The organism is Alistipes sp. DJF_B185, from assembly GCF_964250025.1.
Taxonomy (GTDB): Bacteria; Bacteroidota; Bacteroidia; order Bacteroidales; family Rikenellaceae; genus Alistipes; species Alistipes finegoldii.
Genome location: NZ_CAXUDY010000001.1, coordinates 538,004 through 556,686, shown reverse-complemented (window position 1 = coordinate 556,686; position 18,683 = coordinate 538,004). Strand labels below are relative to the sequence as shown.

The window sequence follows — 18,683 nt, the reverse complement described above, 5'->3', positions numbered from 1 at the left end:
CTGCGTTCGCTTCCCGGTCATTTTACGACCTCCAGCTTTTCGAGTTTGTCGTCGAGGTCGATCTTGTCGATGATGGCTTTGACCAGCACGTCCATGTCCGACCCTTCGGAGTAGTCGGCCGGGCAGACGTGGCTCACGCGGTTGTCGTGAATCAGCGAAGCCATCTCCCGCCGCGCCCCCTTCTGGTCGGGGTTGTAGACGGCGATGGAGTGTCCGCCGGAGTTCTTCACCAGCCGCATGCAGGGGATGTCGGTCGTTCCGTCGCCTACGTAAATCATGTGTTTGAACGGTATGGGACGCTCGTTTTCGGGGATGTAGCGGTTCACCAGCTTGCTGTCGAAAACCGACTCGACGCCTTTGTTGATCTTGAAGATGAACTGCGTCTTGTTGGTGTAGTTGACCGCCACGGCGGGCCAGTAGGCGATGCCGTCCACGTCGTAGAGAAACGAGCAGGCGTATATTTTCCGGAATTCGTGGGCGATCTCCGTGCCTTCGATGATCTCCTTCATGCCCGACGAATTGATGTAGTGCAGAATCCGGATGCCGCGTGCGGCCCCGTAGGCGTTTATCCGCCCGAACCACTCCCGGACCCCCTTGTAAAGCGTCACGCGGCGGCCCGACTCCTGAAAGGCTTCGCGCCGCAGCGACAGTCCTTTCGATTTGGCCTCCTGAAGCATGCGCGCCATGTAGGTCAGGACCATGTCGGCGTCCTGCTCCTCGGCCAGCGTGTTGGCTTCGGTCCAGAACTCCTTGTTGCTTTTGCCCACGGCGGGGATGAAGTCGTACTCCTGCATGTTGCCGGGGGCGAGCGTGCCGTCGAAATCGTAAATCAGGGCGATGTTGAATCGGTAATCCATTCTTCGGGGTGTTTTGAATTTCAAATATACCTATTTTTCACTACTTTTGCAAAAGCGAGACCGAAAAGACAAAACAAATGGAATTCAAAGAGTTGATCGAAAAACGCCGCAGCATCCGAAAATTCTCGGACCGGGCGGTGCCGCGCGAGACGGTGGACCGCATCCTGCGCGAGACCCTTACGGCGCCTTCGGCGCGCAACACCCGGACCACGCGTCTCATGGTGGTGGACGATCCGGCCTTGGTGGCCCGCATGGCCGAAATGCGCGATTACGGGTCGGCGTTCATGAAGGGTGCGCCGCTGGCTTTCGTCGTGCTGGGCGATACTTCGAAAAGCGATCTCTGGCGCGAAAACGCCGCGATTTCGGCCACGCTGCTGCAGCTCGCCTGCGTGGACGAGGGACTCGGCTCCTGCTGGGTGCATATCAACGGCCGGCCGCGCCGCAAGGATGAACCCGACGGGCAGAGCGCGGCCGATTACCTGCGCAGTTTCCTGCCCGTCCCGGCGGACTGCGAACCCCTCTGCGCCATTGCGGCCGGCTACTCCGACTTCACGCCCGCTCCCCTGCCCGACGCGGACGACGCGGCGCGGATCATCCGCCTTTAAACAGTTTTTTCCGGCTACAGCAGGACCACGTGTTTGCGCAGCATGTCGACGATCTGCGTCCGCAGCTGCAGGGCGTTGATCGGCTTGGCCATGTAGCCGTCGAATCCGCTCTTGAGCACCTTCTGTTCGTCGGAAGCGAATGCGAATGCCGTCACGGCGATGATCGGGACGCTGTCGGAGAGTTTGCGTATCTCGGCCGCCGCCTCGTAACCGTTCATCACGGGCATGTTGATGTCCATCAATACGAGATGCGGACGGCGCTGCCGGTATATTTCGACCGCTTCCTGCCCGTTCCATGCGTGCAGAAGCGTGTATTCTTTGCGCAGGATCGATTCGAACAGCCGGTAGTTGCTGTCATTGTCTTCGGCGATCAGAATCACCAGTTTGTCCTTTTCGACCGAGATGACGGGATATTGCTCCTCCGTCCTTTGCGCCGCGGCCTTTCCCGGAACATAGGGCAGGATAAACCAGAATTTCGATCCTTTGCCCTCTTCGGATTCCACGCCGATACGTCCGCCCAGATGCTCGACGATCATCTTGCAGATCGACAGACCGAGTCCCGTGCCCTGCTTGAAGGTGTTGAGTTTGACGAAGCGTTCGAAAACCTGTTCCGTTTTGTCTGCGGGGATTCCGCTGCCGGTGTCCGAGACCCAGAAATAGAGTTCTCTGCCGCGCATTTCGTATCCGAACCGGATGCTGCCCGTCTGCGTGAACTTCGCGGCGTTGGTCAGCAGGTTGATGATCACCTGCGAGAGCCGGTTGCGGTCGGTGCAGACGGAGCATTGTTCGTATTTCTGCTCGAAGAGCAGTTCGACGCCCTCCCGGACTTTCATGCGGATGACGTTTTCCTTCTCCCGCATCAGTTCGTTCAGGTCGAAGTCCGTGTGGATGAAGTCGAGCGTCCCCGCCTCGATTTTCGAGAGGTCGAGGATGTCGCCGATGAGCTGCAGCAGCAGGGCGTTGTTGTTTTCGATGATCGAGACGTATTCCTGCTTCTCCTGCTCCTCGTCGGTCGAGGCCAGAATGCCCGAAAATCCGACGATGGCGTTGAGCGGCGTGCGTATCTCGTGGCTCATGTTGGCCAGAAACGCCGTTTTCAGGCGGTTCGACTCTTCGGCGCGGTCGCGGGCCGAGAGGAGTTCCTGCTCCATGCGTTTGCGTTCGGTGATGACCTGCGACGTTCCGACGAGCGTCTTGGGCCGTCCCTGCGCGTCGAACGACTCCACGGCGGCCAGCGCTTCGACCCATTCCATGTGCCAGTGTCCGCTTTCGTTGGAGATCACGCGGTACTCTTCGCAGACCTTGTCCGTACGGCCGGCTATCAGGTCGTCGTAGGCCTGCCGTATGCGGTCGCGGTCCTCCTTGTGTATCTTCGAGAAATAGCATTCGTCGCTTACCGAAAGCGAAGCTTCGTTCTGCAGGATCGCCTCTCCGGAGGCGGCTTTGACCGGTTTGTTGATGTCGCAGAGGATGGTGCCGTTGTTCAGGTCGCATTTCCACGGAACGATGTTGGCCACGTCGAGCGCCAGCGAGAGCTTGTGGTTGATCGAGTCCAGTTTCTGCTGCGCCTTGTGCAGCGCGGTGCCGTCCAGACAGAAGATGTCGATGTGGTCGGTCAGGTACGAGCGGCTCAGAATCACTTCGAAAAAGATGTCCAGCGGTTTGTAGTAGAAGGGATAGGTGACGGTCCGGTTTTCCGTCAGGACGATGTTCACGAGCCGCAGGAACTCGGAGAACGAATCGGCGAAAAGTTCGCTCCCCCGTTTGCCGACGACCTGATTCCGGGGCAGGAACGTCCGTTCGAAGTAGGCGTTTATGTCGCTGAATTCCGTATCGGCGGGATAGTGTTTCTCGTCGAATATGACCCGTTCCTGAATGTAGATGATCGGCATCCGGTTGAACAGGTTCGCATATTTTATCTGGCTTTCCGATTCCCGTCGGCGGGCCGCTTCGACCTTTCGCATGACGCGGATGCGCCATTGCTGGAAGAGGATGAACAGCAGGAAGAAACCGCCGCATAGGATGATCGCCGTTCTGTTCCGCTCCGCGAATGTCTCCGGTTTGTCGATGAATACCGAATCCGGGGGACATATTTCGGGTGAAATCTTGTTGCGCAGCATCGCCGGATAGTTGAACGTCGGGTGTGCGTCGGTCGGGGTGTAGAACGGAATGTCGCGCGGCTGGCGTCCCTCCAGAATGGTGTTGAACGTCTTGATGATCTGCCGGTTGTATACGCTCACGTCGTATGTGAATCCGCCTACCACGCCGCTGTTTTTCACCGAAGAGGGCCATAGTGCGAACAGCGGAGCCGTCGAACTTGCGATGATCTTGAAGGGATTGGCCGTTATCTCGGTATTGCCGGCGATATTTCTTGTGTAGTGCCACGAGGAAAAGAGCACGCCGGTATGCCGGGTGTCGGTGACGTTCAGCGAGTCGAGCAGCTGGTCCACGCTCATGTTCGAGGCCTTGTAGGAGGTGAACCGCATTCCCGGATAATCGGTGTCGAGCAGTTTCCTCAGCTCGTCTTCGTATTGCTGGTTGATATAACGGCCGTCGCGGACGAATACGAGGCGGTTCATCTCCGGAATCATGCGGCGCATCAGCTCGATGGTCTGTTCGAGGTAGATCGGGGCGTAGAGCAGCGTCAGATTGTATTCCCCGCTCAGCTCCCGGAGCGGAATGCGCTCGGAGTGCGGGATGGCCCGCTTGCTGACATAGTACTTGTCGGGGCCGATGAAATCCTCCTCGGCGCAGATGATCGACGGGATGCCTTTCCCCCACTCCTTTTCGGCGAAGTCCCGCATGATGAAGGCCGGGGCGCCGATGTATATCAGCATCCGGGGCGGATTCTTGCCGTATTCACGGGAGAGATTCGTCCGGAAATTGTCCAGATCCGACTGCTGGTCCATCAGGAGCGTGTTCATATGCTCGACGTATACTTCGAGGTTTTCGATCTGCTCTATCCGGGCGGTGATGTCGGTGATTATCTCCCATCCCCACGAGGAAGATTCGTTGTAGCTGTTGATTATCAGTACGTAATCACGTTTGTCTCCCGGAGGGCTGCTGGTGGCGTTGGTGAAAGGATGAGCCAGCAGGCATCCGAAAATCATGACCCATAGCAACGCCTGAAGCGTCAGTCCGAACGGTTTTTTCAGTAAGTTCATGGTGTGGGACGGGTTCCGTGTGCCGAGCGCGGGGACCGGATGCGGAGATTAGGGGTGAGACGACGCAGGTTTTTAGTGAAAAGAGACGCAAAAAAAGAGGATCGGAGCCGTAAAGACCCGCCGTGCGGCGGGTCTTTACGGCTCTCCGAATCATCTATTTGTTTAAAACGGGTTTAATGTCCTTGATACGCAACTGGGTGGTTACCGTACCGCGGTAGTGGTTTTCGACGATCTGGTAGCATACGTCGATCGGGCGTCCCGAACGCACCCATTCGTAGTGCGTGGGCTGCTGGAAGGCGATCGACTGGATCTTGGTGTTGGGCTTCTGCCGCTGGATGAGGTCCATGCGCAGGTGCTCGCACTCCACGCCGACCAGTTTGGCGTCGCCGTGGTTGCTGACCCCGTACGTTGCGAAGACCGGCGCCGTATTGCCCGGCCCGAAGGGCTGGAAGCGGTTGAGGTCCTTGCGGAACGCGGGCGTGATGTCCGAGAAGAGCAGTTCGCTGTCGATGTCCACTTGTGGCATCAGCATCTGCGGGTCGATATTCTCCTCGACATAGGCGTTGAAGCGCCGGGTGAACTCGTCCACGTTTTCGGGCCGCATCGTCAGTCCTGCGGCGTACATGTGTCCGCCGAAGTTCTCCAGCAGGTCCGAGCACGATTCGACGGCCTGATAGAGGTCGAAGCCCGGCACCGAACGGGCCGATCCGGTCACGAATCCGTTGCTCATCGTCAGCACCACCGTGGGCCGGTAGTAGGTTTCGATCAGGCGCGACGCGACGATGCCCACGATGCCCTTCATCCACTTGGGATTGTAGATCACGGTGCTCTTCAGCTGCTTCATTTCGGGGTTGCGCTCGATGAAGTCGTGCGCTTCCTGCGTGACGGAACGGTCGATCGACTTGCGGTCCTGATTGTAGGCGTCGATGACGTTGCCGAACTCCGCGGCGATGCTTTCGTTACCCTCGATCAGCAGCTCGACGGCGGCGTGACCGCCCGAAGGCGACGCATTCTCGTCGTTCTCGTCCATGCGCATGCGCCCGGCGGCGTTGATGCGGGGACCGATCTTGAAGACGATGTCGTCGATGGTGATGTTGTGCTTGTCCAGACCGCAGATCTTGATGATCGACAGCAGGCCCTTCGACGGCTCGCGGTTGAGGTCTTTGAGGCCGAAATGCGCCAGAATGCGGTTTTCGTCCACCAGCGGCACGATGTCCGAGGCGATGCTCACTACCAGCAGGTCCAGCAGCGGGCTGATCTGCTCGAAGGGAATCCGGTTTTTCTGGGCGTAGGCCTGCACGAGTTTGAATCCCACGCCGCAACCCGACAGTTCGTCGAACGGGTAGGAACAATCGACCCGCTTGGGGTCCAGAACGGCTACGGCGCGGGGAATTTCCTCGGCCGGGAGGTGATGGTCGCAGATGATGAAATCCACGCCCTTGCTCTTTGCATAGACAATCTTTTCCGTGGCTTTGATACCGCAGTCCAGAGCGATGATAAGCCCCACGCCCTTGCGGGCCGCGAGGTCGATACCTTTGACCGAAATGCCGTAACCTTCGGTATAACGGTCGGGAATGTAGAACATCAGGTTTTTATGCCCGATCTGGCGCAGGAACTTGTACACCAGCGCAACGGCCGTGCAGCCGTCCACGTCGTAGTCGCCGTAAACCATGATCTTCTCATTGTTACGAACGGCCTGTTCGACCCGCTCGACCGCCTTGTCCATATCCTTCATCAGGAACGGGTCGTGGAGGTCGGCGAGGCTCGGTTTAAAGAACTTGTCCGCCTTTTCTACAGTGTCTATGCCTCTCTGTACGAGCAGATTCGCCAGCACGGGGGATATCCTGAGCACGGAGGCGAGCTTCGCCACCGCCTCGGAATCGCCCTGCGGTTTCACTACCCATCGTTTTTCTATAGGCATACGATTTACTATTTATATATTCTAACATTTAATATCTCACTTAAAAATTTCACGACGAGTCTTTTGACATCGTCCATCGGGACTTTGGCGCCCGTTTCCCTTTCGATCGAGGTCGCGCCCCGGTCGGTGAATCCGCAGGGGTTGATGCGCGAAAACCACTCCAGATCGGTCGTTACGTTCAGCGCGAACCCGTGCATGGTAATATAACGCGACGAACGGACTCCTATTGCGCATATCTTGCGCGGAGCGCCCGCCGGCGTGCATTTTCCGCCGCCGTCCGCGGTCCGGTGATCGCCTTCTTGCGCGATTCCCGCTCCCACCCAGACGCCCGAAGCGCCTGCGATGCGTTCCGCCCGGATGCCGTATTCGGCCACGGTGCGGATGACGGACTCTTCCAGCGCGTCGATGTATGCCCTCAGCCCGATGCCTAACCTTTCGAGGTCCAGAATCGGATAGCAGACCAGCTGTCCGGGTCCGTGGAAGGTGATGTCGCCCCCTCGGTCTATGTGAAAGAACTGCGCGCCCATCGCTTCGAGCGCTTCGCGGCCCACGAGCAGGTTCTCGGCGTGGCCGCTTTTGCCGAGCGTGTACACCGGCGGATGCTCCACCAGCAGGATCGTGCCCGCCTCTTCCGAGGACGGCGTTGCGCTCTCCGGCGCTGCCGTCCGGTTCGTTTTTCCGGCTGTCAGGGCGTCGAACAGGGTCTGCTGCAAATCCCAGCAGGCTTTGTAGTCCATCTGTCCGAGGTCCCGGCAGTAAACGTTCATCGCTGCAAACTTTTAACGCTTTTCAGGGCCTCTTCCGCCAAATACGACGAGCGGACCAGCGGCGCGCTCGCGCAGTAGGCGAAGCCCATTTCCAGCGCTTTGAGTCTGTACCATTCGAATTTTTCAGGAGTGATATACGCCGCCACGGGGTAATGCTCCAAAGTTGGACGAAGGTACTGACCGAGCGTTACGATCCCGACGCCCGCTTCGCGCAGGTCGTGCAGGGTTTGTAATACTTCGTCATCGCTCTCGCCAAGTCCGACCATCAGTCCGCTTTTCGTTGCGACGCCCTGCCGGCTCATGTGGCGCAGGGTCTCCAGACTCGTGCGATATTTCGCTCTGGAACGGACCACGGGGGTCAGCCGCTCGACGGTTTCGATGTTGTGCCCGATTATATCGGGCTTCGACGCGATGACCGTGTCCAAGAGGTCGGGCCGTGCGTCGAGATCGGGAATAAGGAGCTCAATTGCGGCGTCGGGATTCTGTTTGCGGATGGCGCGGACGGTTTCGGCCCAATGTGCGGCGCCGCCGTCCGGCAGGTCGTCACGCGTTACAGAAGTTACGACGACATACCTCAGTTTCATCAGCGAGACGCTTTCGGCTACCCGCCGGGGTTCCTCGGCGTCCGGGGCAAGGGGATGTCCTGTTCTGGTGGCACAGAAGCGGCAGCCCCGTGTGCAGATATCGCCCAGAATCATGAAGGTCGCGGTTCTGCGGCTCCAGCATTCGGCCTTGTTGGGACACATGCCGCTGCTGCAAATCGTGTGCAGCGCATGTTTTCGGACTATCTGCTGAACCTCGGCGTATTCCGGGGTTCGGTGGAGCCGGATCTTCAGCCATCCGGGTTTTTTCAGTACGTCTACCTTGTCATAAAACTTCGGCATTTAAGATCATTATTTTCCAATTGATGCAAAAATACGAAAAAATAATTGATATTCCCTAAGAATGGTTCATTTTCTTTGACAGCCCTGCGCCGGACGCTTCTGCGCCGGCATCCGTCCGTTTTCGGGCTTTTCGGGGCGGATCTTCGAAGGGGGAACCGCTTTCCGCCCTCCCGTCGTCGCCGCGGGGAGAAAGCATATTAAAAAATAAAAAAACGCACCTGCCGAAACTGCAATAATTCATTATCGGAGCCTTCTCTCCGCCGCTTCCGGACACGAGAAAGGGGTTCGGTACCTGGCAGTAGCGAACCCCTCTGGTTAGGTTAGTTAGGTTAATGAGAGTGGGAGAATCCCACGTTTTGTTATACAAAGATAAACTGAAATTCACAATTCACCAAATCTTTTATAACATTTTTTCAAACTAACCTGAAGAAATCTGTTAAATTATAATTAAAAAATTTAAAATAATAGCCGATTTATAAGTTTTTGATTAAAGCGCTTCGCGTATTTCCGCGTTCTGCACCGTTTCGGGCTGCTTCTCCGGGGTGAGCGAAGTGATGTGGCGGTTGCGGTAAGCGGCCGGCGTCATCTGGTATTCCTTTTTGAAAAGTTTAATAAAATGCGACGTATTGGGGAACGTGCAGGCGTTGCCGATCTCCGAAATGGATTTCGAGGTCGAGATCAGCAGCAGACGCGAGTGCATCAGCCGCTGGCGGATGTACCACTTGTGGGGCGGCATCTGGAAATGACGGCGGAACTCCTTCTTGAACGAAGTGAGCGAACGGTTCGTCAGTTTCGAAAGCTCCTCGATGGAGATGTCTTTGAAGATATGGTCGTAGACGATCTGTTCGAAATTCTCTTTCGCGGCGTCCATGTTGCTCAGCAGCTTGCTTTTGATGCAGCAGTCCTCGTGCGAGGCGATCAGATAGATCAATTCGGTCATCTTGATGTTCTCGGCCGTCTCGTCGCGGTGGAAATCTTCGTCGCGCAGGTCGTTGTTGGTATTGACGAAAAAGTTGCGGATCGAATTCCATGCGGGCATGGCGACGTGCGTGCGGTTGCGGCAGTTTTCACACGAATGTTCGTTCGAAATGTTCAGGCCGTAGGTGATGTTCAGATGCATCAGGATACGCTGGAGGTCCGCCGGCGTATAATAAAAGAGCACTTGTTCGAAGGGCTGGCCGTTTTCCGGGAAGTTCTCGATATAGTGATGCCCGATGCCGAGGTAGAATACGTCTCCGCGTGTGAGCGTCTGGCGCTTATCGCCTTCGTAGATGTACTTCGTACCACGAAGAATGTAACCGATTGCATAGCGCGAAAGCGCCTGAGACTGGATTCCGTTGTGAAGTGCTTCGACATACTTCACGATCATCGGCTGCTGAGCCGACGAATTCAATGAATTCTTCATACTAAATCGTATTTTAAGTTTCTATGAACAATAAGTTGCGTCACTTTTGTTCAACTCCAAATATACAATTTAATATTTGTTTTATAAAAGAATTAATACGCTAAAAAGGCGCATTAAGGCAAATAGGACTGTTTGTATTACCTTTGTGACTAAATAGATTATTGTAATGTTGCAATGTAGACCGACGCGGCCAGCAGAATCAGGTAAACGGGCAGTGCGATTCTGCGGTCTATCCGCACGAAAAACACCGGGAAAAGCAGGGCGGCGGGAACCGCCGTCAGGGTGAATGCTTCGGGGGTGACCGACGGGGTGCAGAGCAGGGCGAGAGTCATCGCCAGTATACCTGTATTGAAAATAAGGATGAAGCGGGGTTTGGTTCCGGCGGCATAAATGTCCGAGAGAAAGAAAAGGAGCGCCGTCAGGGCAAGCGCCGCGATGACGCACAACATGACGAGCGACGGGAGCGGAAGGCCCTTAAAGATCCACAGCGGAACGCCCGATACGAGCGCATCGGCCAGCGTCATGACCGGAGCCGTAAATTCGTCACCCATGCCCCAGCTGACATAGCAGGCGGTCAGGAGGGGCAGTATCAGCCCTGCGGCGGCGACTACCGCTTCGCGGAAGGTACGCTTGAAAAGCAGTATCGCCAGCGGAAGGATCAGCACCGGCGGCGTCGCGGGAGCATAGACCAGCGGCAGCAATCCCAGATACAGGGACGCGCGGAAAATGGCGTCGAATCCGTAGCCGTTGCAGTACGAACGGCAGTAGTTCTTGGCGGCGAGCGCCAGCAGCATCGAAGCGGCGAATGCCGTCAGGTAGTTCCCGCCGGAGAAGATTCCGCAGGCGACGACGGCGTAGAGCGGAATCGGCAGGCATGTGCTGACGCCATAGAGGTTGTAGCGGATGGCGATCCGCCCCGTGCACATTCCCGTGAAGAGGATCATGAATCCGGCGGCCAGACGTGCCCACACCGGATATGCTGCCTGAAACCGGGTCAGCGCTCCGCCCAGCAGGGGCATTGTCTCCGGCGCGCCGGCGGACACGCCGTTTCCCGCCCCGCCCCACATGGCCGTGACTGCGAGTGCGAAGAGGGTGACGAAGGCCGGGACCAGCGGTTGTCGGGCGATATCTATCTTCATGCGGCGATTTCTGCTTTCGGCAAAAATACGGAAAATCTCTGGAAAAGACGAATAAAAAGGGACAAATGTCTTCGTAATGCCTGTCAATAAGGCGTTTGCGAAGACAAATGAGGACAGGCGAAAAATCGAGGTAACGTAAAGGAAAGCGGATTTATGAAGAAGAACGGTCTCCAAATCATTACCCGCCGAATGGTGATTTTTAACACACCGTGTTGTATTTGGCAGCTTGTGGCACAGGTTGGCATATCAAGGTCTAACTCGTTGAGTAATAACTTTGCAAACAAAAAACGAGTATGGCAAGAAGCACATTCAAGGTTCTGTTCTACGTGAACGGCAGCAAGGAGAAAAACGGTATTGTCCCCATCATGGGACGAGTGACAATCAACGGGACTGTGGCGCAGTTCAGTTGTAAGCAGAACATCCCGAAAACGCTTTGGGACGTGAAAGGAAACAAGGCGAAAGGCAAGAGCCGCGAGGCACGAGACATCAACCTTGCCCTTGACAACATCAAGGCGCAAATCATCAAACATTACCAGCGCATTTCAGACCGCGAGGCATTTGTTACGGCTGAGATGGTGCGCAACGCCTATCAGGGAATCGGCAGCGAGTATGAGACGCTGCTAAAAGCATTCGACCGTGAGAACGAAGTGTTCAAGAAACGGGTAGGCAAAGACAGGGTAATGGCTACCTATCGGGCACGTGTACGGGCAAGAAACCATGTAGCCGCCTTTATCAAGTCGTTTTACAGACGCAGCGATATGTCCATGTTGGAACTTACTCCCGATTTCATCAAGGAGTTCGCCGCATACCTCTCGACTGAAGCCGGATTGCGGAACGGTTCGATATGGGCAAACTGTATGTGGCTGAAAGGCGTGGTCATGAAAGCGCATTATAACGGGTTGATACCGCGCAATCCTTTCATCCAGTTTCATATCAGCCCCAATGTGAAAGAACGGGAATATCTGACGGAGGATGAACTGAAAGCGGTCATGACACATGAGTTTGCAGACAGCAAGCTCGCATACATCCGTGACATTTTCATCTTTGCCAGTTTCACCGCCTTGTCATTCGTGGACATTCAGGAACTGACGAATGACAACATCGTGGAGGTGAACGGCGAGAAGTGGATATTGTCCAAACGCCACAAGACAAAAGTCGCCTTCCAAGTGAAGCTGCTGGATATACCCTTGCAGATAGTCGAACGCTACCGACCGATGCAGAAAGACAATCGTATATTCCCCGGCTTGAACTATTGGTCTATCTGCAAACCGTTGAAACGGATGATAAGGGAATGTGGCATAACCAAGTCAATATCATTTCATTGCAGTCGTCATGGCTTCGCAACATTAGCTTTGAGCAAGGGGATGCCCATTGAAAGCGTAAGCCGTGTGTTGGGACATACGAATATAGTCACGACCCAACTCTACGCAAAGATAACCACGCAGAAGCTCGACAACGACCTGACCATGTTCGGCGACAAACTGAGTAAGACGTTTAACGGAATAACGATGTCATGAGTATGAGAAGAAACAGCATAACAGTGAATGAATCCGGCAATATCATCATGCCGGAGAATGTCTCAAACATTTGGATGAGCGAGCCGGAATTGGTGGAACTGTTCGGAGTAATTGCTCCGACACTTCGTTCTGCCATCAGAAACATCTATAACAGTGGAGCATTAAAAGAATACGAGGTACAGAAGTATGTTCGGCAGGAGAACGGGTATCATGCCGATGTGTTCAGCTTTCCGATGATAGTCGCACTTGCTTTCCGCATTGACAGCTTCGGTGCGGAACAGGTGCGCAATGCCATATTTAAAAGGCTGTACTTGCGAAAAGAGAAAACAAATATCTTCTTTTCGCTGGGTATAAATGGTTGGGATATGTCTAATTATCAGGCATAAGTTCTAATGATATGACGACATGAAGTAGTGAGACCTATGCGTATTCCCATTGCCAACAATGTATTTATACGAGTATGTGAATAGGTGTATTGCCATTCATACGTACGATTACGACAAACCCGAAGAAAAATCCATTAGAATGGCATTTCTTCGGGCTTTTGTTGTATGTCATAAAGCCAAATCCAAGAAAATCTTACGTGAGGTATGCGTGAGTTGTTAATCCGTTCTGCGCTAATTGCCGAGTTTTGCACTGATTAAACAAAAAAATGAAGTGCTAATGAAACAAGGCAACTTTGAAAATGAGGAGTTTATCCGTGTGGGTACTACCCTCTACAAGTTAGTGAACCAGCCCCGTCTGAACGGAGGCTATGTGAAGAAGCGCATCGTGTGGAACAACGAAACACTGCGGCAGGACTACGGCAAGGACTATCTCGCCACCGTGCCGAAGTACGACGGCTTCTGCACCGTCCCCGACCATGTGGACTACCGTCCCGTGGTGGACAAGTTCCTGAACCTCTACGAGCCGATAGGACACCGTCCGCAACAAGGCGAGTTTCCCTGTATCCGGTCATTGGTGCGCCATATCTTCGGTGAACAGTATGAATTGGGCATGGACTATCTTCAATTGCTCTACCTGCAACCCGTGCAGAAACTGCCTATCCTGCTGTTGGTATCAGAAGAACGCAACACGGGCAAGAGTACATTCCTGAACTTCCTGAAAGCTGTGTTTCAAAACAATGTCACTTTCAATACCAACGAAGACTTCCGCAGCCAGTTCAATTCCGACTGGGCAGGAAAACTGCTCATCGTGGTGGACGAGGTATTGCTCAACCGCAGGGAGGATAGCGAGCGGTTGAAGAACCTCAGCACCACACTTTCCTACAAGGTGGAAGCCAAAGGCAAAGACCGTGACGAGATAGCGTTCTTTGCCAAGTTCGTGCTATGCTCCAACAACGAGTATCTGCCTGTTATCATTGATGCAGGTGAAACACGCTATTGGGTGCGCAAGATAGACCGTCTGCAATCCGATGACACAGACTTCCTGCAAAAGCTGAAAGCTGAGATACCTGCCTTTCTGTATTACCTGCAATACAGACAACTTTCCACCGAAAAGGAAAGCCGTATGTGGTTTGCGCCCTCTTTGCTGCATACCGAAGCCTTGCAGAAGATTATCCGCAGCAACCGCAACCGATTGGAGATAGAGATGTGCGAACTTATCCTTGACATTATGGAAAGTGTCGGCACGGACACATTCTCGTTCTGCCACAACGACATTCTTCTTTTGCTGGTACATTCGCAGGTAAAGGTGGAGAAGCACCAAGTCAGAAAGGTATTGCAGGAATGTTGGAAACTTACTCCTGCCTCTAACGGGCTTACATATACCACTTACCAATTCAATTACAATCGGGAGTGCCGATATGAGCCGATAAAAAGAGTCGGTCGTTTCTACACCGTCACAAGGGAACAACTTGAATCCCTGTAATACTATTCTTTTTTTGTTGAATTGATGAATAATGATATAACCATACTGATAATAAACAGCATACACTCTCAACAAATTCTCAACAATCGAAAAGAAAAGTTGAGAGGGAAACAGCATCAGTTTGTTGGATTCTCTATTTGTGAGTGGTTTGTTGAGAAGATGTTGAGAATATAAAGCATTAACGTATAGGACAATACATATCTCATTCATCAAATCAACGTTTTTACAGTCATCATCAAATCCATAGAAATTATATCATGAACATCCAAGAAGCAAAACAAATCAAAATTGCGGACTATCTGCAAAGTTTGGGTTATTCGCCCGTAAAGCAACAGGGAAACTGCCTGTGGTATAAATCCCCGTTCCGTCAGGAAACGGAAGCCTCGTTCAAGGTGAACACCGACCGCAACCTGTGGTTCGATTATGGACTGGGAAGAGGTGGTAACATCATCGCACTTGCAGGGGTACTGTACGCATCCGACCATGTGCCTTATCTGCTTGGCAAGATAGCGGAACAGGCACCACACATCCGTCCCATATCTTTCTCTTTTCGCCAGCAGGCATCCGAACCGAGTTTCCAACATTTGGAGGTGGGCGAACTCACCCATCCGGCATTGCTCCGATACTTGCAGGAACGGGGCATAAACATCGCTTTGGCAAAGGCGCAATGTAAAGAGCTCCACTTCACCCATAACGGCAAGCCCTATTTCGCCATCGGTTTTCCGAATGTGGCGGGAGGATTTGAAGTGCGTAACCGTTTTTTCAAAGGCTGTGTCGCACCCAAAGACATCAGCCATATTCGGCAACAGGGAGAAGCGAGAGAGAAATGCCTTGTATTCGAGGGCATGATGGACTATCTTTCATTCCTCACGTTGCGGAAGAGGAACTGCTCGAACTTGCCCGACCTTGACAGGCAGGATTACGTCATCCTCAATTCGACCGCCAATGTTTCCAAAGCTATAGATGTGCTGCACGGGTATGGACGTATCCACTGCATGCTCGACAATGACGAGGCGGGAAGAAAGGCGTATCGGGAATTGGAAAGGAAGTTCGCCGGACGCATCCGCGACTTCTCCGACAACTACAAAGGGCATAAAGACCTGAACGATTACCTGCGTGGAATCCGGCAGAAATTAGCCGTTAGTCCACCGCCAAGAACTATCGTAAAACCCAAGAAGAAAGGGTTGGGATTATGACATCCCGAATGAGAAAAACGGGAGATGCCCGAAACTCATTCCTTAAGGATTGGGAGGTAGCAAGTTTGTGTTTCGGGTGTACCGAAACCGCTTGCCACCCACCATCCAAATTGCAGGAGGTGGCATCCCGTCGGTCTATACAGTTGAATCAGTAACCGAATTAAAAGGAATAAAATATGGAACAGACAAAGGAACACAAGGAACGCAACAAGGGAGGTCGCCCCAAGAAGGAAGCAACCGAGAAACTGAAATACCGTATCGCAGTGAAAATGACGGCAGCCGACTACTTCCGCCTGCTGACACGATCGCATGAGGCGGGCGTATCACCAAGCGAGTACATGAGGGAATGTTTCCGTAACGGTCATGTGAAAGAACGGCTGTCGGAGGAACATGCCGGATACATCCGCCAACTCTGCGGCATGGCTAACAATCTCAACCAGCTTGCGCGTAAGGCAAACGCCGGAGGCTTCCACGATGAACGGTGGGACTGCAAGGTGGCAGTGGCAAGGATTCATGAACTTATAACCAAGATAGGGATATGATGGCGAAAATCGTAAAAGGAAGCGACTTCAAGGGTGTGGTGGATTACATCATCGACAAGAAGAAGGATACGCAGATAGTAGCAAGCGAAGGCTTGTTTATGGAAAATCTGGAAACTATCGCCATGAGTTTCAATGCCCAGTCACGGATGAACGATAAGGTGACAAAACCTGTCGGACATATCGCGTTGAGTTTTTCCAAAGAGGATGAGTTACGGCTGACGAACCGTATCATGGCAGGCATCGCGCTTGAATATATGGAACGGATGGGAATCAAGAATACGCAGTTCTTCATCGCCCAGCATTTCGACAAGGAGCATCCGCACGTGCATATTGCTTTCAACCGCATAGACAACAACGGCAATACCATATCGGACAGGCACGAGCGTCTGCGCAGTACCCGCATCTGCAAGGAATTGACCTTGAAATACGGCTTGCATATGGCTGGCGGAAAGGACAATGTCAAACGCAACCGCCTGAAAGAGCCAGACAGGACGAAATATGCGCTTTACGACATCATCAAAATGGAAGTCGGCAGATGCGGCAACTGGAACGTGCTTATCGCCAACCTGAAACGGCAGGGAGTGGAAGTACATTTCAAGCATAAGGGGCAGACCAGCGAGGTGCAGGGTGTTGTATTCTCCATGAATGGCTACCATTTCAACGGCTCCAAAGTGGACAGGCGTTTCAGTTATTCCAAGATTGACGCGGCTTTGCAGCACAACAGATGCAGGGAACGTATGGGAATAACAGCCGGAATATATGAAACGGCTACACCAAGCGCACCGTCCGGCACGGCACAAAGCGAGTTGTTCAACGGCTCTTGGGGATTGCTAAAAAGCAGTGGCTCATCTTATAACGCTGCTGATGCGGAAGCCAATCAGGAAATGGTGGATATACTTCGCAGAAGGAAGAAAGTTAAGCGCAAGAGAGGTGTTGGGTTCTAATATTCTGTACTAATCCAATTCTCACGACACTTGCGCTCTATATTCATTCGGAGTGTAACCTACCTCTTTCTTGAACAGTCGGGTAAAATGTTGCGGGTACTGAAAACCGAGATTATAGGCGATTTCATTAACGGTGTCGTCTGTAGATGCAAGTTCCGTCTTGGCTATTTCAATAGACTTGTCATGAATGAAATGCAGGGCGGTTGAACCTGTTTCTTTTTTCAATAAATCACTGAAATAGTTGGGCGAGAGGCAGAGCTTGTCTGCACAATACTGTACAGTGGGCAAGCCTATCCGTTTAGCAGCCCCATCATGGAAGTATTCGTCAAGCAACCGCTCAAATCTTGCGAGGATGTCTCGGTTTTGGTTGTCGCGTGTGATGAACTGGCGGTCATAGAAACGTGTGCAGTAATCAAGGAACGTCTTGATGCTGTCTGTGATGAGGTTCTTGCTGTGACGGTGTATCGGATGGTTCAATTCATATTGAATCTTGTGGAAGCAATCCATGATGATTTGCCGTTCTTCCACACTAAGGTGCAATGCCTCGTTTGTCTCGTAGGAAAAGAACGAATATTCACGCATTATCCGCCCGAGAGGTGTATTCCGCAGCAGGTCGGGATGGAACATAAGCAGGTAGCCATCTGGTTGGAACTGCATGCCGTCATCTTCCGCACCGAACACCTGTCCGGGCGCGATAAATATCAGTGTGCATAATTATTCCTAAGTCTGTGAAACCGGAACGCATGAAGCAGAATCTCGACATATTAGACTTCACCCTGTCGGCCGACGACATGGCACGGATAAAGACGCTGGATACCGACAAGCCTTTCTTACTCGGCTCGCACGAAGATCCAGAAATCGTAAAATGGTTCATGCAGTACAAAAACGCCTGAACATCAACAACCATATTTCGATAGCCGCTATCGACTATATTAAGAAGTTATTCGTATATGCCTTTATTGTAATCCGTCATGTACTGAGTAAATGTTTTGCCTGTTTGCTGTTTGAAGAAGCGCATGAGATGGCTCGGATCAGAGAAATTGAAATCATCCGCCATTTCACTGACAGTGCGGTTGGAGAATAGCAATTCGTTCTTCAGTTCCTCAAGCAGACGTTGTTTTATCAAATGGGTAGCTGATACTCCGAATTGGGCTTTTACTGAGTTATTGAGTGTGATGCGACTGACATGAAGCATGTCTGCATATTCCTGCACCCGCTGGTGGGTGCGGATATTCTGTTCCAACAAGTCCTTGAACCGAAAAGCGAAATTGTTTTTAGCAATTTCAGCGGGCAAGCAATAGGCGGCAGCGTATGTACGATTGATAATCAGCAAAAGATAATATAGTAAGGAAACAATGATATTGTACGTATCGGACACTGGATTCATCAGCTCATACTTAATCTTTCCGAGCAGCCGCATATATTCCTTCATTTCGTCATGTGTGGCATTGATGTAAGGCGGCGTATCTGTCTGGTAACAATACAAAAGGCGAAAAACGAAGAACTTGTCGGCGATAAAAGTACGCATGAAATCTTCGCGGAATATAAGGAACGTGTAATCCAACGCCGTCTCATCTACATGCCACTCTTGTTGCTGATGGGGTGAAAGCAGGAGAACCATGCCGTCGCGCAGTTCAATCTTGCGGAAGTTCAGTAGCAAATATCCGTTTGCCTTACGGAAAAAGTAGAAGCTGAAGAAGTCTGTCTTAAACCGCTTGTTTTCTGTCAGCACAAGTCCGATGTCCTTGTTTATGGCAGTATTGATGTAAAAATCCACGCCGCAGCGTGTCTTGTTGAACGGTACGCTGACCAGTCGATCAGGGTTGATTATCTCGTCCATATCCTTGTCGTTTTTGCAAAGATAATAATTTCA

Annotated in this window: 17 protein-coding genes; 8 read left to right on the top strand and 9 right to left on the bottom strand. The window is 52.6% G+C overall.

The genetic code is table 11. The features are described from left to right. Window positions 1-17 precede the first annotated feature (17 nt). Window positions 18-857: an HAD family hydrolase gene (locus tag ACESTR_RS02560; protein ID WP_278714415.1), complete on the bottom strand. Its 840-nt coding sequence runs from the start codon at window positions 855-857 to the stop codon at window positions 18-20. Between the two features lie 77 nt (window positions 858-934). Between ACESTR_RS02560 and ACESTR_RS02555 the strand changes: the two genes are divergently transcribed. Further along, window positions 935-1,462 carry a nitroreductase family protein gene (locus tag ACESTR_RS02555; protein WP_009596196.1) on the top strand — a complete coding sequence of 176 codons (528 nt, stop codon included), beginning with the start codon at window positions 935-937 and terminating at the stop codon, window positions 1,460-1,462. Between the two features lie 14 nt (window positions 1,463-1,476). Here ACESTR_RS02555 and ACESTR_RS02550 read toward each other — a convergent pair whose 3' ends face one another. From ACESTR_RS02550 to ACESTR_RS02525, 6 genes are all read right to left on the bottom strand, one after another. Continuing rightward, window positions 1,477-4,626 carry an ATP-binding protein gene (locus ACESTR_RS02550; protein WP_022044219.1) on the bottom strand — a complete coding sequence of 1,050 codons (3,150 nt, stop codon included), beginning with the start codon at window positions 4,624-4,626 and terminating at the stop codon, window positions 1,477-1,479. 154 nt (window positions 4,627-4,780) lie between these two features. Continuing rightward, window positions 4,781-6,547, bottom strand: coding sequence for a single-stranded-DNA-specific exonuclease RecJ (recJ, locus tag ACESTR_RS02545; RefSeq protein WP_009596137.1), 1,767 nt, complete (start codon window positions 6,545-6,547; stop codon window positions 4,781-4,783). Window positions 6,548-6,555: 8 nt separating this feature from the next. Then, the gene (gene lipB / locus ACESTR_RS02540) at window positions 6,556-7,314 is read right to left on the bottom strand and encodes a lipoyl(octanoyl) transferase LipB (RefSeq protein WP_009596134.1); all 759 of its coding nucleotides are present in this window, start codon (window positions 7,312-7,314) and stop codon (window positions 6,556-6,558) included. Next, window positions 7,311-8,198 (bottom strand): lipoyl synthase, encoded by an 888-nt coding sequence (gene lipA, locus ACESTR_RS02535; RefSeq protein WP_009596228.1) that lies wholly within the window; start codon window positions 8,196-8,198, stop codon window positions 7,311-7,313. The genes lipB and lipA overlap by 4 nt, the downstream gene beginning before the upstream one ends. A gap of 487 nt (window positions 8,199-8,685) precedes the next feature. Further along, window positions 8,686-9,603 carry an AraC family transcriptional regulator gene (locus ACESTR_RS02530; RefSeq protein ID WP_009596129.1) on the bottom strand — a complete coding sequence of 306 codons (918 nt, stop codon included), beginning with the start codon at window positions 9,601-9,603 and terminating at the stop codon, window positions 8,686-8,688. Window positions 9,604-9,761: 158 nt separating this feature from the next. After that, window positions 9,762-10,742 (bottom strand): hypothetical protein, encoded by a 981-nt coding sequence (locus ACESTR_RS02525; protein WP_009596141.1) that lies wholly within the window; start codon window positions 10,740-10,742, stop codon window positions 9,762-9,764. Window positions 10,743-11,035: 293 nt separating this feature from the next. Here ACESTR_RS02525 and ACESTR_RS02520 point away from each other — a divergent pair, with 293 nt between their 5' ends. The 6 genes from ACESTR_RS02520 (at window position 11,036) to ACESTR_RS02495 (ending at window position 16,810) form a co-directional block, all read left to right on the top strand. Continuing rightward, complete coding sequence (locus tag ACESTR_RS02520; protein WP_005775881.1) at window positions 11,036-12,259, top strand: site-specific integrase; 1,224 nt, start codon at window positions 11,036-11,038, stop codon at window positions 12,257-12,259. After that, entirely contained in the window at window positions 12,256-12,645 is a 390-nt protein-coding gene (locus ACESTR_RS02515; protein WP_004328110.1) for a hypothetical protein, read from the top strand. Before ACESTR_RS02520 ends, ACESTR_RS02515 begins: the two co-directional genes overlap by 4 nt. 277 nt (window positions 12,646-12,922) lie before the next feature. Next, on the top strand, window positions 12,923-14,128 hold the full coding sequence (locus tag ACESTR_RS02510; protein WP_004328112.1) for a primase-helicase family protein: 1,206 nt from the start codon (window positions 12,923-12,925) through the stop codon (window positions 14,126-14,128). Window positions 14,129-14,385: 257 nt separating this feature from the next. Continuing rightward, entirely contained in the window at window positions 14,386-15,324 is a 939-nt protein-coding gene (locus tag ACESTR_RS02505) for a toprim domain-containing protein (protein ID WP_005775883.1), read from the top strand. Between the two features lie 176 nt (window positions 15,325-15,500). Further along, window positions 15,501-15,866, top strand: coding sequence for a MobC family plasmid mobilization relaxosome protein (locus ACESTR_RS02500; RefSeq protein WP_004329306.1), 366 nt, complete (start codon window positions 15,501-15,503; stop codon window positions 15,864-15,866). After that, window positions 15,863-16,810 carry a relaxase/mobilization nuclease domain-containing protein gene (locus ACESTR_RS02495; protein WP_007560543.1) on the top strand — a complete coding sequence of 316 codons (948 nt, stop codon included), beginning with the start codon at window positions 15,863-15,865 and terminating at the stop codon, window positions 16,808-16,810. Before ACESTR_RS02500 ends, ACESTR_RS02495 begins: the two co-directional genes overlap by 4 nt. A gap of 21 nt (window positions 16,811-16,831) precedes the next feature. Here ACESTR_RS02495 and ACESTR_RS02490 read toward each other — a convergent pair whose 3' ends face one another. Next, a complete protein-coding gene (locus tag ACESTR_RS02490; protein ID WP_004329304.1) occupies window positions 16,832-17,491 on the bottom strand; it encodes a helix-turn-helix domain-containing protein in 660 nt (219 codons plus the stop codon). A gap of 62 nt (window positions 17,492-17,553) precedes the next feature. Here ACESTR_RS02490 and ACESTR_RS02485 point away from each other — a divergent pair, with 62 nt between their 5' ends. Continuing rightward, window positions 17,554-17,703, top strand: a complete 150-nt coding sequence (locus tag ACESTR_RS02485) for a hypothetical protein (protein ID WP_004329303.1) — start codon at window positions 17,554-17,556, stop codon at window positions 17,701-17,703. 47 nt (window positions 17,704-17,750) lie between these two features. Here ACESTR_RS02485 and ACESTR_RS02480 read toward each other — a convergent pair whose 3' ends face one another. Then, entirely contained in the window at window positions 17,751-18,650 is a 900-nt protein-coding gene (locus ACESTR_RS02480; RefSeq protein WP_004329302.1) for a helix-turn-helix domain-containing protein, read from the bottom strand. Window positions 18,651-18,683 lie beyond the last annotated feature (33 nt).

What these genes read in the sequence shown, in the direction of transcription:
- ACESTR_RS02500 (WP_004329306.1), top strand. Translation starts at nt 15,501, where the DNA reads ATGGAACAGACAAAGGAACACAAGGAACGCAACAAGGGAGGTCGCCCC.
- ACESTR_RS02560 (WP_278714415.1), bottom strand. Translation starts at nt 857, where the DNA reads ATGGATTACCGATTCAACATCGCCCTGATTTACGATTTCGACGGCACG.
- ACESTR_RS02550 (WP_022044219.1), bottom strand. Translation starts at nt 4,626, where the DNA reads ATGAACTTACTGAAAAAACCGTTCGGACTGACGCTTCAGGCGTTGCTA.
- ACESTR_RS02525 (WP_009596141.1), bottom strand. Translation starts at nt 10,742, where the DNA reads ATGAAGATAGATATCGCCCGACAACCGCTGGTCCCGGCCTTCGTCACC.
- ACESTR_RS02510 (WP_004328112.1), top strand. Translation starts at nt 12,923, where the DNA reads ATGAAACAAGGCAACTTTGAAAATGAGGAGTTTATCCGTGTGGGTACT.
- ACESTR_RS02480 (WP_004329302.1), bottom strand. Translation starts at nt 18,650, where the DNA reads ATGGACGAGATAATCAACCCTGATCGACTGGTCAGCGTACCGTTCAAC.
- ACESTR_RS02485 (WP_004329303.1), top strand. Translation starts at nt 17,554, where the DNA reads ATGAAGCAGAATCTCGACATATTAGACTTCACCCTGTCGGCCGACGAC.
- ACESTR_RS02530 (WP_009596129.1), bottom strand. Translation starts at nt 9,603, where the DNA reads ATGAAGAATTCATTGAATTCGTCGGCTCAGCAGCCGATGATCGTGAAG.
- ACESTR_RS02520 (WP_005775881.1), top strand. Translation starts at nt 11,036, where the DNA reads ATGGCAAGAAGCACATTCAAGGTTCTGTTCTACGTGAACGGCAGCAAG.
- lipB (WP_009596134.1), bottom strand. Translation starts at nt 7,314, where the DNA reads ATGAACGTTTACTGCCGGGACCTCGGACAGATGGACTACAAAGCCTGC.
- recJ (WP_009596137.1), bottom strand. Translation starts at nt 6,547, where the DNA reads ATGCCTATAGAAAAACGATGGGTAGTGAAACCGCAGGGCGATTCCGAG.
- lipA (WP_009596228.1), bottom strand. Translation starts at nt 8,198, where the DNA reads ATGCCGAAGTTTTATGACAAGGTAGACGTACTGAAAAAACCCGGATGG.
- ACESTR_RS02555 (WP_009596196.1), top strand. Translation starts at nt 935, where the DNA reads ATGGAATTCAAAGAGTTGATCGAAAAACGCCGCAGCATCCGAAAATTC.
- ACESTR_RS02515 (WP_004328110.1), top strand. Translation starts at nt 12,256, where the DNA reads ATGAGTATGAGAAGAAACAGCATAACAGTGAATGAATCCGGCAATATC.
- ACESTR_RS02505 (WP_005775883.1), top strand. Translation starts at nt 14,386, where the DNA reads ATGAACATCCAAGAAGCAAAACAAATCAAAATTGCGGACTATCTGCAA.
- ACESTR_RS02495 (WP_007560543.1), top strand. Translation starts at nt 15,863, where the DNA reads ATGATGGCGAAAATCGTAAAAGGAAGCGACTTCAAGGGTGTGGTGGAT.